This is a genomic window from Nostoc sp. ChiQUE01b (assembly GCF_034531255.1).
Lineage (GTDB): Bacteria > Cyanobacteriota > Cyanobacteriia > Cyanobacteriales > Nostocaceae > Nostoc.
In genome coordinates, this window is the sequence record NZ_JAVRBM010000013.1 from 101,486 (window position 1) to 116,950 (window position 15,465).

Consider the following 15,465-nt stretch of genomic DNA (forward strand, 5'->3'; position numbering starts at 1 on the left):
AAAGATGTCAAAGAGAATTATTATAACTGTAGGAGATGCGCGGGTGGGTAAGTCTACAGTTATCAAGCTATTGCTAGAAATGTTCGCCCAACAAGGAAAACGGATAAAGGTTTATAACCAAGAATCATTCCCTGTATTTCAGGCTTATGAACATATAGCAACCATTAAGAAGTTTAATTTATTAAATGACGATGCTGATGCAATAACAGATGACTTAAATCATCCTGAGTTAGATGTGATGATTGTTGATATGCCCGGACAAGATATTGAAAAAGTAATTCAATATATCGAGAGTGCTAGCTTATTTGAGGTTGTAGTAAAATTTGGTTGGAATTTAACATTTCTTCAACCTATTTCTCACAGGCAAGACTGTATATATTACTTAAATGCAATCATCCAAAACACGACTAATAACGCTAACTACGTGGTAGTGAAAAATTACCATTTTGCACCAGAGTTTAGAGAATATGAGGAGAAGATACGAAAAAAGCTGTTAATCATAGGAGGGACAGAAATAGAATTAATGGCTCTACATCGAAATCATTATCAAGCGATGGAAAAGGCTGATAAACCATATTCACAAGTTTGCCAGGATCTCTCAATAATTTTATTTTGGAGAAGCTTCATTTTTCAGTGGATTAAAAAGTTTCGTCATTCAGTAATGAATAACAATTTGGCTATTAAATATCTAGGGCTTGATTGATGACACTACAAGACATATTACAAGGCTACTCCCCATCAGAACAAAAACGCATAGTTGAAGGGGCATATCAACTAGGAATTACACCAGACGATCCAGTTTTTAGGATGATGGCGACACTGGGCAGATATGAGGAAACGATCATAGACCTCCAGGCAAGAATGGAGGCAATGATAGAAGCGTGGGCTGCACTGATAGACCAAAAACTGGAGAAGACAAGCAAACAAGCCGAGTCAATGCATTATACAGTTGTGTCAAATGCTGTACGTGATGAGATCAAAAAAATCAAGCCCACCGGCACAGGCATGAAAGTGCAGGCAGGCTGGGGATTGGGGACAGTATCTCTTGTGTGTGGATTAGTCGCGGCTGGCAGTACCTTGCTGGGTTCGCTGACCACATGGAATCTGGTGCAAAATATAGGAACGAATCAGCCAGTAGTAGTCTCACGTAACGAGATAAAGATTCTCCAATGGGCAAAATCCCAAGAGGGTAAGCAAATGTATCAAATAATCTTGAAGAATCAAGCAGCAATTGAAGCTTGTCAAACACAGCAGAGTAAAACCCAAGGCTATTGTTTAATTCAAGTAGGTAAGTAGCTAACTTACCTGAAGGTAATCTTGTTCGATGTACCCCAGTTTACTAGCTTCAATCAAAGCATTGACGCGATCGCTGACATCCAACTTCGCAAAAATCTTGTTAACATGCCCTTTGACAGTACTTTCAGTAATAAATAACTGCTCGGCAATCAGCTTATTAGAAAAACCGACTGCCATCAAAGAAACAATTTGGATTTCAGTATTAGTGAGATTATCTTGATAAGTCTTACCTTTGATTTTCTGTTGGTGACAAAAATTCCGTCGGCTGATATAAGGGTCAAAAAAACACTGATGGTCATAAAAAGTTGTTTTTATGGCTTCTAACAAAAGAGGAACATTGTTCTTTTTGAGAAGGTAAGAATCAGCGCCGGCATTTAAAGCTGATTGAACAGTGCTTTGAGAAGAATGGGAAGAAAGAACAACAACTTTAGTGTTGCTATTTAGTTTGACCTCTTTAATCACTTCTAGCCCAGATATGTCCGGTAAACCAATATCCACCAAAATCACATCGGGATTTAATTCTTTAACTAAACTAATCCCTTCATTACCAGTACGAGCAACGCCGACCATTTCCATATCTGGTTGTTGATTGATAGCAGTAGTGATCCCCAACCTAATAAGTTCTTCATCCTCAATGAGCGCTAATCGAATCATAGATCACTTCGATTATAAGATGACTCAATATTTATAACATAGTTATTGGTGTTAAGTCTTTTACTTTTTGTGTATGTCAAGATAAAATATACATATTAAATTAAAAATTAGTCCACAATAAATAAAAAAGTATTAATACTAAAAGCTGTCTGTAGAAAAGGTTTTTGTCACCTAAAATAAAAAAATCGAAAATTCAAAGCAGAATTGTTCTCTCTAGCCGGAAGTAGCAAAAATTACAATCTATCATTAGTAGCATAGTTATGCAAAAAGAAGTTTTCAGCAAACAGTTAGATTTATTAGCTCTATTGCATGATGTGTCAAACGCTTTTGAAGGAGTATCTTTAATTGTAAATCAAATAATTGATGGTGCTTATGGGCAATCGTTAGAAGAAATCAGACCGTTTCTAATAGCTCTACGAGAGGCAAATAAGCGAGGAGTGGGCTTAATTGAATCAAGGAGAGTCTATGAAGAAGTTGGAGTAGTTAATGTAACCCAGTTTGATGTGTTAGTTTTTTTAGAAAAAAAATATTCTCAATTTAAGCCAATAGCGCAGTATCATTCCTTGAATCTGTACTATCAAACACAAGCATCATACAAGCATGGAACGCAAGTACGAGGTGATAGTATAAGTATTGACAGAATGTTATCTAATATCATAACTAATGCTATTAAGTACACCTTGCGAGGAGATATATTCGTAAGACTGCTCAATCAAGATGATGATTTAATTATTGAGATTGAAGATACCGGCTGTGGGATTGCCGCCGAACAGTTATCAAATATATTTATTCCGTTTTGGAGAGCGCCCCAGAGTAGGTTATCTGATAAGCCAGGCAGAGGAATGGGGTTGTATATTGCCTGGATGGTGGCTTCTGCTCACGGACTGAGTATGAGGGTAGATTCGATAGCCGAACAAGGAACTAAATTCACCATTATATTTCCTTACAAAGATGACGGGATCTATGGGGTTGATGGTAGGATGTTGCCCAAGTCACCAAAACAAGTCGGAAGTCGGAGTTCGGAAGTCGGAAGTTTTGAGTTTAAAAAGGTTTGAAGCTCCTAATTTTAATCATGGAGAAAGATCAGAATTATGGTGAGACAAGAAGAAGTATGAAGTGTGAGATCGAAAGTCGGAAGTTTTGAGTTTAATTTCTGACTTCCGACTTCTGACTTCCGACTTCCGACTTCTAAAAGAGGTTACAAGATGCGTTACCTATATGATGTGAAACTTTGGGACAGGATCGAAACAGGAGTGGAATTTCTAATTTTTGTGGCTTTGATGATAGCGGCAATCATCAAACTGGGGCACAACGATTTTCTACAAGCATTGTTTTACATAGTATTAGCTGTCATCATCTCACCCTGGTCACAATTCGAGCGGGTGACTAAGCGATATGTCTTAGTAAGTGCGTATATTCTTGGGTTGTTTGTCGGGTATTTTAGTTAGTCTAACTCTGGGCCGTCAGGAGATCGCTCGTTTTGTTGTTCCTGTGACGGTGACTGTTGCTGTTGCACTCTTATATCGAAGTTGATCAGCTTTTGTGTTTCTTGTGGTGAAAGGTGATTGTGTATTACCTTATATTCTTCGTTAGCATCTACTTTATAAGCACTAAAAGCCGATTGATTATCACTTTTGCGCCAAACAGTCAGACGCTGCATACCTTCTCTCATCAACAAATTTAATTGATAAGCCATGCCTTCATAGACTCGACCGCCAATAGTATCTTGTCCCTTTGTAACGATAATATTCATTAGTGCAGGAATGAGAGACTTTTTAGCAACCTCATCGTTTTTACTCTCAACCGATTTTGACTGTTGGCTGTCAACAAAAGGCAGTTTGCGCCCTTTAGTTTCTAATATCTGCTGCAAGAATGTCTTTTTCTTTTCATTGATCAAATCTTCAACTCTTGTTGACTTATCTATATCAGGTGTTTCCTCAAATTTATTTAAACCAAATTTTTGGGCGTACTCTTGGTAGTATTTTTCCTTAAGGGATTGCCTGTAATCTTCAGTACTTTGAGCATTTGGTGTAAGAGATAGAGTATTTCTCACCTCACCAATAATGTTTTCACGCTTTGTAGTGTCTAGTGCGGGGATTATTGACGGTGATGGTGGGTGTTTCTCCATCATCAGTGCCAGTCTGTAGGCCATTTGGTTGTCAGAAAAGCCACTGTTGCGGTTGATGATAGTGATGGTTTCGGCTACTGAGCTAGATTGCATAAGTATTACAATTCTAATTCCTGTGAATTAGTACTAGGTCGTTGTGGAGTGTGAGCTTTTTGGGAATGTACTTCAACCTTGGGCGTATAAGTATTGTTAATAATCTGGCTACGAGTATTGAGCAAATCCTGAATAATATCACTCAAAGGAGGAAGTAAGATGTTCGTTTGCCCTTTGTTGTGCTGCTCGAATTGACTTTGAAGGAGAATTTTCTGGTAAAGTTCACGTTGCTCTCCAATAGTCAGCTTGCCAGTTTTTGAAAGTTTTTCCCGTAAAGGGTTGTTGTACTGATTGGCAACACTAGACCAAGTTTTATTCGTTTCTAAATCGTGCCAATGAGAGGCGATGTCAGGATGGAGAGACACAGGTGTATCACGCTTCGGGTCAGAGGAAAACTGTGGCTGTGCTTCTGTAAGAACGTGCGATCGCAAATCATTAACAATGTGAGCTAATGGTGGAAGCACAATATCAGTACACCCATTGTGATTTATCTCGCTCCAAGCAAGATTTTGAATCTGCTGATAGAGTTCACGCTGTTCACCAACAGTTAATTTTCCAGTTTGCTGAATTTTAGATTGAAATTCTAAATGTCCTTGCGCTACAGTCTCATGACTTGAACCATCTTTTTCTAACTGCTCCCAATATTGTTTCAAAACTGGATGTAGTGGTAGCACAGCGTTGTCTTGTTTTGGAGAATTAGAGCTTGCTCCTTGTGGGTTTGATTGTGTCTTGCGATCTGGTACGTTGGGCGTAGATTGAGTAGATTGATATGACTGCTCCTCGTCTAAATTACGGGTAATTTCGGGATGAACGGGCAAGTCGATGTCACGGGTGTCTGTCGGGTTGCCAAATAATGCTTTGTAATTAATATGCAGTTTTTGAGCCAACAGTCTTAACTTCTCCAAATCAGCTTCAGTGATAGCCATCCCTTGGACTTGATGAGTCATACCAGTGTCAGTTTTCTCAAACTGAAAGCGAACAGCTTCCCGATTTGTACCATTGTGTTCAGTTTTGAGTAATTGCAGAGTAGATGTATTGTTACTGGTTTGCCGAAAAATAATCCGGTAATTGCCCAAGGTTAAATCGTCTTTCTCGAAGCTAGTAATACTTTGTGTCAGGATTTTTAATACCTCGTTTTCTTTGAAACTTTCTAAAATATTGTGTGTGCCTTTAGGAGAGACTGAACCAACGACAGAAGCTATTTTGCGAGGGTCTTCATCAACAGAGGGCAATTCTTTACCAGCTTTCAGGTAGTCAGCCACTAACAAAAACTCCTGCCTTTCAATAGGCAGAATGTTAATTTGTTTTTCTCTCCAAATTTTTGGCTCATCATCTATTTCTGTGTAAGAAAGTTTAATATTGCCTACGTGTCCCCATTTATCAGCTTGAAAATTCATTAACTCTACATCATCATGACGACGATAGATACTGTATTTATCAGCACCATGATTCTTGATTACAAAAGCATCAGCATGGTAAATTTTGCCACTGGTCTGCTGTTGTTCATCTTTCGCCTCAACACCATATTTTTTTAACAAAGTATAAGCAGCAAAAGCTATTTGTTTATTCTCATTAGCTTCTAGGCGCTTTCTAAAAAAATTAGACTCATAAACTGTAACATTTTCTTTTTTAGCCCAAGAAGAACTAGTTACAGGATTTTCAGTTGGCTGGGCTGGCTCCGGGGCAACATCTATATGGATAATGTCTGAATCAATAACTTTTATATCTATAATCTGTGAACCAGGGTCAATAGGTGATTTAGCACGACTTTTTTTAAATACACCAATGTTTGGTTCTAATTCGGGATCATCTATCACAGTAGAGTCTCCTTTTTGTTGATCAATTTTTTTGACTGTGCCATCCTTGAGCTTGATAGTAAAACGTTTTCTATCAAGTTGATTTTGATGCCACTCCTCTAAAGATATAGCCCCGGCAGATAACTTTTCAAAAGCTTCTTTTCCTTGTGAAACTATAAAATCATCTACACCTTTATCCGGCCCTGGCAGCATTACTACTTTCACGACAGCACCAAATTCTTGTAATAAGCTTCCTGTCTGACAAATATCTCTTTGGATATTGAGCTTAGTTTCAGGCTTCGTTTCATAATCAAAGCAGATTTTGATTTCTCTACCAGAAGTTGCGAAAACAGCTAACTCATCAGCCAGATAGGAATCACCAATTTTCTTGCCCCACTCGTTTTTAGGTGAGCGATAGCCGGAGGAAATTCCCGGTAGCCCGATGGCAGCATGACCATGTGATAGTAGACTAGCCGCCTTCTTCGCCCCCTCTGTAATGACGAGTGGAATATTGTGTTTATACACACAATACCAAAAACCACTCAAGCGATCGCTATCGGTGGGGTTTACTCCAGCTTTTGAGTAAATATTTTGGGCAATCACGCCTGGGACATCTAGCAAGAAAATACTCAAATCAACTGATGGTGGATGCTCATATTTAATGAACTTGCCTTCAACCGCAACAGTGAACCCATCTTTTTTAACGGTTTTGGGTCTGGGACGGTTTGGCTTATAACATCCCCATTCTTTAATTTGAGGTTGCTCACCAGGGGTAAGATTAGCAAATGTGCGCGGGTCTACCCCTGAATTACACCACCAGCCACCTGCATCTAGATGGGAATAGAGTTCTAAAAGCCTAATAGAGAGGCTACCTGTATTTGTACGTGAGAGTTTGTCGCTGATCATCAGCCGTTCCCAAGCTTCATGTTCCCCACCGATATAGCTAAAATGAAGACTAGAGAAGTTGAGATGTGCAATAAGAGGTGCGATCGCGCTGCCTACTACGAGTTCGTGCCAATGTTGCGGATTAATATGTTCTGGGTGAGCCGGGATATCTTGAGTATTTTGTAGCTCAAGTTTTTTACTACTTATGCCATTGTTGGCGCTTTCAACTGTAAAAAAAACATTTCTATGGATGGAAGCATTTAAATCTAGATTTTCTTGGTCTTGAATAGGTAGATATTCCTGGGGATTTTGAGAATCGGATGGTATAGTTAAAAACTCAACAGATGTGGCAGAAGGCGGAAGAATTAAGGGGGAATTGGGGTTGGGTAAAACTGGAGGTAAATCAGGCTCAGGAGGAAAATTCGACGGTGTTATATCATTACTGCCGGGAAGAAGTTTAGGCAATAAATATGCCATTATCTCTTCTACTTGTTCTATTTCCTCATCTGTTACACCTTCAAAGTTACCTTTAGACCATTTCCAGCCACCATCCTCATCAGGAGTAAGAAAATAAGTTTCTTCCCCTATTTCAATTCGACATTTTAAATCAATAGCTGATTCTATTGATTTGTAAATAAACTCTCCTAAAGGATAAATAAAAGCTCTAATAAAATGCTGACTAGCTCTAGCGTAGGCAGAAGTAAGTTGCAAATGTCGTTCATCAAACATATTTTTTCTTAGTTATTTATATACTGTGCGTTGTGATGTACTCTTACTTAGGGACAACAGTTGCAGCGTCTCTGTAAATATTTATTATTAGCAGGGTTTTCTAAGATCCGAGAACAAGATTGACGTAAAACCTCATATTGTTGCCAGTTAGCCCCCAAGTATTTGATATCAATGAGCTTACCTTGGGGAGTAACCCGATTAAAAATAATATGAATGTAAACGTTACTTGGATTAATATCAAAAAAACAAATGTACTGCAAATCATACCAGCCAATACCATGAATATATTGATTAACAATTTGAATACATAATTGTAGATTTAGGTTAATATAAATATTTTTCAAACTGATGACAATATAGATTCCCAAACTCTTAAGTCTTGGTCTAGTTCCAGACAAAGTATTAAAATTTTCAATGATTTGAGTTGGAGTCAGATTAATGTCAATGAAACTACCATTAGCGAGAATATACTGTTGAGATAAAGTTTTAATTAAGTCAAAATTATCAATCTTCAATTCTTCAATAGTCATTTTCATAATATTAAAACCCGATGTCAGAAGGAACTTGGTCTTGATTAACCATACTGCCAACTTTTTTTGATGTCAGACCGGGATTATTAGAAACAGCTTCAGGATTTTGGGGAATGGGAAAGCGTAACTCAACTTGCTTAACTCGTAAAGCTAAATCTTGCCCAGAGGGAAATTTCTGCGTACTTCTCCTAGCTAGTAAACTAACAATTCTCGCCCATTTTAGTTGATTGTATTTCTCAATATTTTTGAGAGTCTGAGAAATTTTAATAGTTTTCAACAGTGGAACTGAACCTTCCTTTTTATTAGCATAAGTAGGGTTAATGAAAACGCATTTACCAGCAATTAACTTCAGAAATTGAGCCGATTCAAAAAGCTTTCTAGTTTTCTCTTGGTCGCTGATGCTCGTGCTATTATTTTTACTACCAGTAGAACGGCTTTTTTGCTTGTACTTAATCTCTTCATCCCCCAAAAAGTTGGAGAATAATTGCGCCGACTCGTTCTCACCAGGATTGAATATAAACTTAGTGCTGCAAGCGCCAAGGATAGCCTTAGCGATATCTTTACCGTAGTTCTTCTCAAGCTGCCCCATATTTTGGAAGCCAATAATACCGCAAAAGCCCTCAGAACGAGATTCATTCAGCCATCTATATAAATCAGGTAAGTAAATTGAAGGTAATTCGTCCAATGCAACGATTAATGGATCAAGTCGCTTTTTGGCAATGTTACGGGCGATGGTCATGTGTAAAATGCTGGTCATCAGGGGCCCTACTGCATCTCGGCGTTCTCTGTCTAACCCGAAAATAATCATCTGCTTTCCTTTAATTTCCAAAGGTAAAGTTGTCTTGCCGATGAAGCATCCTAATGTGTTTTTCGCCATGAATCGCGTAAACATAATACTGGCGGTAGCAACTATGCCGGCGACAGTTTTTTCAGATGCGGCAGAACTGAACAACTGACCAAAAGCAATTTTTACCCAAGGATTGAGAGAAGCAGCCATGAGGCGTTTGACCATTTGTTCGCTAGAAAGTATCGCGGCGCAAGTCATAACATCTGCGAATTGACCGAACTCTTTAGCTAACATTAGAATTGCCTGAGTCAGCTGATCACCGGATGGGCCAAAGAACCCATCTTCAGTTGAATTGCCCAGAAGTCGAAAATTCTTATTGATGACGGTTGAAATTTGTCGGGACGATTCGGCATCACTACTATCCCGGAGAAAATCTAAAGGATTGCAGACTTCAGATTCAGGGAATCCCGGTGCAAAGATGTGAACATCATAGCCCTTGTATTTAGCATAGGCAGCAACTTTCGCTTGAGATGGGTATTTGAAGTCATAAACTATACATGGAAATTCCTGATCAATTGCCGAGTAAATCATCGGATTAATGGCGCTGAATGTTTTTCCACTACCGGGAGCGCCGATAACTGCTGTACCTCTTTGCACATCAGGGATATAGAAAGTAGTGCCACCACCTTTTCCCTGATGCTTACCAATGTAAAGTGCCGCACTATCACATTGGGGATTGACGATTTGCAAGATGGCTTTTTTCTGAGCAGTAGCAGTTTCTTTAGCTCCACCCCAATAAGAGGTAGCAATTTTCTTCTTGTTACCATCGCCAAAAAATACCCTCATCAAAATATAAGCACCAAGTAAAGACAAAACTGTTAGCCCATTGGGGGTAAATAAATGATGAGTGTATTTGCCAATTGCGTCTGAAGGATTTTGTAATTGCTCAAATCGAAATCCTTGAGGATTAGCGCTATTTACTTTGAAAGATTTGCTCATATTTAAGGTAGAGAATTAGGTTGACCAAGAACGATGGGGTCTTTCTCTTGGTACTCAATAAAAGGTACAGGCCCTATGAAGTATGGACTGCAAGTGCGACCAATGAAAGGGATGGTTTTACAAATACGGAAGAACATAGTAGTCTCCACCTTTCCACTGCCTTCATAAATATTCCAAACAACTTGCTTAAAGCTGAAGCCAAAGGGGTTTCGACCAGTAGGCTCTTTACCATCATTAAGAGCTTTTAAAATGCCAAATCCACCATTAACCTTTTGGAATTTCCCAGATATCCACTGTGTTCCAGTAGTCTCACCAATGCCGGACATTTCCGCATGAGCGCAATTGTTTTGTAGACAGGGAACATTAAAGCCATCTTGATAGCTACCAGATATAGAGCGGGTACGGTTAGCCTCAATATCTCCCAATGGCAGATCAACTTTGGCAACAAATGAAAGGTCAAGTGTTCTCAACCCCGGTAAATTATCCCAGGTAAGTGTTGATAATCCTGGTACACCACCAATTCTGGAGTCTTGCCAATTCTCAAATCTATTAATAGATGTGTTTTCAATGTCGGAAATAGATGTTAGTGAGTAATTTTTTAAATTTATTACTCTTCCTAATTGAACGTTACGTAAACGAGAATTTCGGCTGGCGTTACCTATTGTGCCTCCAGTAATTCCAAATCTTCTCAAGAAATCTCTGACAGGTTCAACACTTCTGACATTTCTATTACCTAAACCAGGGATTGCTTCGGTTAAGGATGGTAAAGTTTGCCATTGAGTTAATTGAAAATCATCTAATGTTAACCCACTTAAATTGATTCCTTGTACTGAAGCTATGGTTGAGAGATTTAAATTTTCTATTGCTAATTGAGGTGTTTCAAAATCCCCTAGTTCCATAAACTCGCTAATGCTTTGTCCTGCCGTCCAGGTTCTACTTTCTGTACCTATTGTGCCTGGGTAGGTAACACTGCCACTAAGAGAAATAATCATGTCGCTGAATTTCAAACGCGACCAATCAGGAGTAAACCCATTAGGGGAATTGATAACGGGTACTTGTGCATCAGCCTTGGGCATGATTAACCCTATGGTTTGATTGAGTAGCCCGTACTTGATAAAACTATGAATGAATAAACTACCTACTAAACCCAAAAAAATGAAGTAACGTAAGGCGTTTTTCTTGGGTCGTAAAGATGATTTCATAAGCCACTACCGCCGTGTTAAATTATCAGAACTCTTACTCAAAGCAATTAATTTGTTAACTAAGTTTTGGGAAACATAAGCCTTATTAGCAGCAGTAGAAATGTCATCACCTGCTTGTAAATATCCGATTAACTTTTGCAAGCGTTGATGTAATTCATCTTGCTGATTCATCCATCCACTTTTAATAGCGGCAACAATACCGCCTCGAATTTGGTTAATTGTTTGCTGTGTTTTAACTAATGATTGCAATTGAGGCTTCGCGGCTGTTTGTTCTCGTGCCACATCAGCCTTGATCGCCACCTGACTATATTTAGGAGTGCCATTACTTGTTGCTAACCGAAAGCTGTAAGCTTTACGCTCACCAGAGGATGACTGCGTAATTACTGTTAACAGAGTGGTAGATGTTTGCGGGATTCCGGGAATGTTTACTCTCAATATCCGCCGCAGATGAATCAGCCCTGCACCGGGGCTAGAGCAATTCTGATCCAGTCCCTCTAAGCAACCGTCTGTGTCAAGCAGAATTTGCGACGGATCATCTAACCAAACTTTTTTGATAGTTTCGCCAAGCTCGTAAAATGAAATTGCTACACCGTGACCATTCCAGACGTTGATAGTTTGTAAAATTGCACCTTGGCCACTAGCTTGAGTTTGTTTGATGGTGCGAACGACTGGTGCGGCAATTGTGGATAGTGGTACACAAGCAAATGCGAGAGCCAATGGTATACCAATCAAAAACTTTTTCATGGCAACTCCAAAGAACGATTTACATTAAAAGTGACTTTGGTTCCCTGTGGAATAAACCAAGTATTAGGGCGAGAAGTAATTTCTTGAGTATTACGTTGATTACGTTGGCTGATGTTTTGGCTAACTTGACCAAAAAACCCTTCTATTAACGCACCTGTGAGATTGCGTTGATTGCCAGTACTACGTTTGCGAATCCTGCCTGTGAATTCATCAGAAATTTCTTCTTCACTATCCGGTTGGTTCATAATCTCCCCAACCTTCCCTAATGCAGACACAGCGCCACCAAACAAGTCACTACGGGCAATCTCGCCACCCCTGTCCTGAAATCTTCGAGCTATTAGGGGTCTACCACCTTTCCCAGTCACGGAAATCGCACCCGCAGATATCGGATATTCTGTATTATCTTTGATGATCGCTCTGACATAAGCGACAGCGTAACTGCCGCCATCAACTGAAGCTAACTCGACTGCCAATAAACTATCCGAAGGTATTGCCACTTGCCCATAGTTATCGCGTAAATCCTCTTGCAGTCTAGCAACAGACCTAGTGTTATTAAAGGTTAGTGTTTGTGTCTGTGTCTGCCCTGAATTATTAACTGTGGTTTGAACTAATGGGGTAACAATCACACCACTAGCAAAAGTGCCAACGGTAAGGTAGCGAGTTTGTTTACCTTGGAGAATTTGGCTTTCTTGAGGTAAATAATTATTAGCTAAAGTAATCTTGTTAACTTTAGAAGTCGCTTGCCACCTGGGGCGGATCTTTTCAATCGATTCGCTTGAGTTTTGCGGCGTGGTCTGGTCAAAATTATTTGTATCTGTTTGTTCATTTTGTTCATTCGGTTGATTTTGAACTGCTTGAGTTTGAAATTGAGCCGGATCTAATAAAGATTGTTTGCTGGTGCTAGTTTCGGCGTATGCGATTTTGCCGTAAGAACCGATGCCACGGAGTTTGTTCAATTGCTCAAGGGGATCTAGGGGCGTTACTGTCCGTGCAGATATAGAGGATCTTGGAGAAAAACTCGTGCGTGTTGGTGGCTGAGTGTAGGTTCTAATCTGTTGTGGAGTAGTCTGAGTTACGCGACGTGGTTGTGTATTTTGAACAGAACGTGGCGCAGGTTGTGGAGATGGTGGGTTAGATGGCACGACCTTTTCAGTTTGAGAAACTGGTACTGGCGCTGCTTGGTCAAATTTATTTTTGTTAATGCGACCTAATTCATCTTCTTGATCCGACAGAGCGAGTTTTGCACGCGCATCACCATCCCCCTGATCATCTTGTGTTTGTTCTGTAGCAGTAATAGTTTCCCCTGGCTTTTGAGCAATCTTTTCGGGTGGAGAAGGATTAAATACTCCATTGAGCATCAAAAATATAGCTAAAAATCCAACTCCAAAAGGGACAGCAATTATTGCTAGTCTTGACCAAGGGGAAGTGACAAATGTGTGCTTAGTCGGTACTAATAAACTTTCCGGTTCTGGTGTCGGTGCTTTATTACCATTAGTTTTATGAGCATCATCTAGATTCAGCAAATCCTCTAAAGTCGATACAGACCCATTTTTATTATTCTCTTCACTCATTTTCTTCTCCCAAAGTTTAAATCTACAATTTCTGTAATTTCTAATCCGGCGCGACGGGCTGCATAAATCTTCTTAGCTAACTCAGTGGTATTAGCTGGGATATATTCTGGATTAGAAATTGAAGAAACTGTAATGGTTTTATTGAAAGCAATTCCTTTCCCTGAGTTATACTCACGGTCAAAAGTTACCAGTGTACCAATAAAATCTATTTCCCATTTTCCTGATTTAATTTGACGTGGTTGGGATATGAATCTGGGAATTAAAGATACTTGAGTATCACCATTGAATATACCTGTCGGAGTGATTGATGCTAATTTTTTGAGAAAGGCGGGGCGAAATCCTTCATTTTCACTTAAAGCAAATGCCGCATCATAGGCTCTAGTCGCAACCCTACTATTAGATTTATTATTAAGTTTACCTACTTCTACCCCAGGATCTTGCTTAGTGATAGGTTCTCCTTTCTCATTAAATGCTTTTACTAATCCATCCCAATTAAACGTAGTAATAAATGTATCAGATACAAATTTTTTAATTACTTCATCAGACCGTTCTTTTGGGTCTACTGCTTTAGCGGCGATTGTCTCTCCTGATGAGAGTTGTACTAATGCCAACTGTTTTTTATTTAAAACACTAATCGCTCCATAATTTAGAAATTGCAATAATAGAGAAAGCGCAGCCATTGAAAAACCAACTAGAGAAATTATCCCAACTCTTGTTGTTACATATTTGTTGTAACTAAGTAACTGTAATGGTTCTTTTGGTTGAGGTTTATTTTTTTGATTCAGCATAGGTTTTATTGTAAGAATTCAGTCCTTCGGAATCCAGTCCTTCTGAATGTTGGAGAAGAAGAGTGAATTCTTTTCAGTCAATAGAAGAGTTATACGCTCATTGCTTTTAAATTCTGGCTTCTGAATCCAGAAGGACTGAATTCTTACGGTTTTATTTAGCTAATTTCCCGACTAAACTACCACCTTTAGTAGCAACACCTTTAGCAACCTCAATGGCAATCCCACTATAAGTTTCAGTAGCTTTATTAATTTGAATTAAAACAGAAACGCCACCACCAGCCGCTAAACCTGTAGCTAAGAATGGCGCAATTATACCAATTGTAAATAGGAAGAACATTGGCTGATAGGATTTAGAATCAGCGACTAATTGTCCGGCAAAACCAACAATTATATTGAAGCAGAGCTTGCCAAAACCTACACTGAAATATCCTACTAACCAACTGTAAATTGATTTAGCTCCGTAAGGTAGCAGAGAACCACCAACAGCCATAGGCCCCAGCAGTGCTGTTACAAGCATAGTCAGTTCAATTCCCCATTGATAAGCCCCATTCATCCCGACTAAAATTATCGTAACTATATCAGTAACAGCAGACCCAACAAAAGCATTAATGGGAGATAACATTAAATCGATTCCATTTGCTTTTCCATCTTTCACATCATTAAAAGCATCGATAGCGCCATCAACCGCATCTATAAACCAAGAAAAAGCTCCATTATTTTTGTTAAACTTATCTGGATATTTTTTGGTTAAATCTTCTTTAGCTTGAGCCAAACAGTTAATTTGTTCTTGTTGACTTAAAGATGAATTCCTACATTTATTTACAGCAATACCAATAGCGCTACGTGCTGCTTCAGTTCCCAATGCACTTTCAAATGCTTGCTTGAGGTCAATTCCTGCCGCCGCTTCGCTAAGAACTATATTATTTACATTATTAATATAGTTTCTAATCCCCAAAGTTGACTTTCCTAGTACATCCCCCTTATTACTGAGCAAAAGAACTACTATTAACGGCCAAATAAAGTCTGTATAAGCTCTTTGTTCTTCCCCCGCCATCATTTTTTTTGTCCATTCAACGACGAAGAAAGTTAGTGTTGCTACAGCAAATAAAGCTCCGACTGTACAAATTGCTGAATAAACACCACCTGTAATAGTTTCGTTCCAAAGCTCATCAAATCCTTGAGCTATTGAAGCTGCATTTTCTTTTGCTAAATCAGCTAAATCACCACCATCTAGTTGGGCTAGTAAAAACATGATTTGAATCC

General features: G+C 39.1%; 14 protein-coding genes. 4 read left to right on the top strand and 10 right to left on the bottom strand.

The annotated features are described in order from the left end of the window. The first annotated feature begins 4 nt into the window (after positions 1-4). Positions 5-703, top strand: a complete 699-nt coding sequence (locus RMY63_RS11550) for a hypothetical protein (protein WP_322728830.1) — start codon at positions 5-7, stop codon at positions 701-703. Further along, positions 703-1,296 carry a DUF6753 family protein gene (locus tag RMY63_RS11555; protein WP_322728831.1) on the top strand — a complete coding sequence of 198 codons (594 nt, stop codon included), beginning with the start codon at positions 703-705 and terminating at the stop codon, positions 1,294-1,296. The genes RMY63_RS11550 and RMY63_RS11555 overlap by 1 nt, the downstream gene beginning before the upstream one ends. Here RMY63_RS11555 and RMY63_RS11560 read toward each other — a convergent pair whose 3' ends face one another. Next, positions 1,297-1,950 carry a response regulator transcription factor gene (locus RMY63_RS11560; RefSeq protein WP_322728832.1) on the bottom strand — a complete coding sequence of 218 codons (654 nt, stop codon included), beginning with the start codon at positions 1,948-1,950 and terminating at the stop codon, positions 1,297-1,299. Between the two features lie 260 nt (positions 1,951-2,210). On the opposite strand from RMY63_RS11560, the gene RMY63_RS11565 reads away from it, so the two are divergent. Then, positions 2,211-3,005: a sensor histidine kinase gene (locus RMY63_RS11565; RefSeq protein ID WP_322728833.1), complete on the top strand. Its 795-nt coding sequence runs from the start codon at positions 2,211-2,213 to the stop codon at positions 3,003-3,005. 150 nt (positions 3,006-3,155) lie between these two features. Then, positions 3,156-3,398: a hypothetical protein gene (locus RMY63_RS11570; RefSeq protein WP_179070171.1), complete on the top strand. Its 243-nt coding sequence runs from the start codon at positions 3,156-3,158 to the stop codon at positions 3,396-3,398. Here the strand turns inward: RMY63_RS11570 and RMY63_RS11575 are convergent. The 9 genes from RMY63_RS11575 to RMY63_RS11615 form a co-directional block, all read right to left on the bottom strand. After that, the gene (locus tag RMY63_RS11575; protein ID WP_322728834.1) at positions 3,395-4,171 is read right to left on the bottom strand and encodes a hypothetical protein; all 777 of its coding nucleotides are present in this window, start codon (positions 4,169-4,171) and stop codon (positions 3,395-3,397) included. The two genes, RMY63_RS11570 and RMY63_RS11575, sit on opposite strands and share 4 nt — an antisense overlap. A gap of 5 nt (positions 4,172-4,176) precedes the next feature. Further along, complete coding sequence (locus RMY63_RS11580; protein ID WP_322728835.1) at positions 4,177-7,581, bottom strand: DUF3854 domain-containing protein; 3,405 nt, start codon at positions 7,579-7,581, stop codon at positions 4,177-4,179. Between the two features lie 47 nt (positions 7,582-7,628). Next, positions 7,629-8,111 carry a relaxase/mobilization nuclease domain-containing protein gene (locus tag RMY63_RS11585; protein WP_322728836.1) on the bottom strand — a complete coding sequence of 161 codons (483 nt, stop codon included), beginning with the start codon at positions 8,109-8,111 and terminating at the stop codon, positions 7,629-7,631. A 10-nt stretch (positions 8,112-8,121) separates the two neighbouring features. Beyond that, positions 8,122-9,897, bottom strand: coding sequence for a type IV secretory system conjugative DNA transfer family protein (locus tag RMY63_RS11590; RefSeq protein WP_322728837.1), 1,776 nt, complete (start codon positions 9,895-9,897; stop codon positions 8,122-8,124). A 2-nt stretch (positions 9,898-9,899) separates the two neighbouring features. Next, the gene (locus RMY63_RS11595; protein ID WP_322728838.1) at positions 9,900-11,099 is read right to left on the bottom strand and encodes a hypothetical protein; all 1,200 of its coding nucleotides are present in this window, start codon (positions 11,097-11,099) and stop codon (positions 9,900-9,902) included. A 6-nt stretch (positions 11,100-11,105) separates the two neighbouring features. Further along, on the bottom strand, positions 11,106-11,843 hold the full coding sequence (locus RMY63_RS11600; protein ID WP_322728839.1) for a hypothetical protein: 738 nt from the start codon (positions 11,841-11,843) through the stop codon (positions 11,106-11,108). Next, positions 11,840-13,414, bottom strand: a complete 1,575-nt coding sequence (locus tag RMY63_RS11605; RefSeq protein WP_322728840.1) for a TrbI/VirB10 family protein — start codon at positions 13,412-13,414, stop codon at positions 11,840-11,842. The genes RMY63_RS11600 and RMY63_RS11605 overlap by 4 nt, the downstream gene beginning before the upstream one ends. After that, positions 13,411-14,202, bottom strand: a complete 792-nt coding sequence (locus tag RMY63_RS11610) for a hypothetical protein (RefSeq protein ID WP_322728841.1) — start codon at positions 14,200-14,202, stop codon at positions 13,411-13,413. Before RMY63_RS11610 ends, RMY63_RS11605 begins: the two co-directional genes overlap by 4 nt. A gap of 151 nt (positions 14,203-14,353) precedes the next feature. Continuing rightward, positions 14,354-15,454, bottom strand: coding sequence for a hypothetical protein (locus RMY63_RS11615; RefSeq protein ID WP_322728842.1), 1,101 nt, complete (start codon positions 15,452-15,454; stop codon positions 14,354-14,356). Positions 15,455-15,465: the final 11 nt, after the last annotated feature.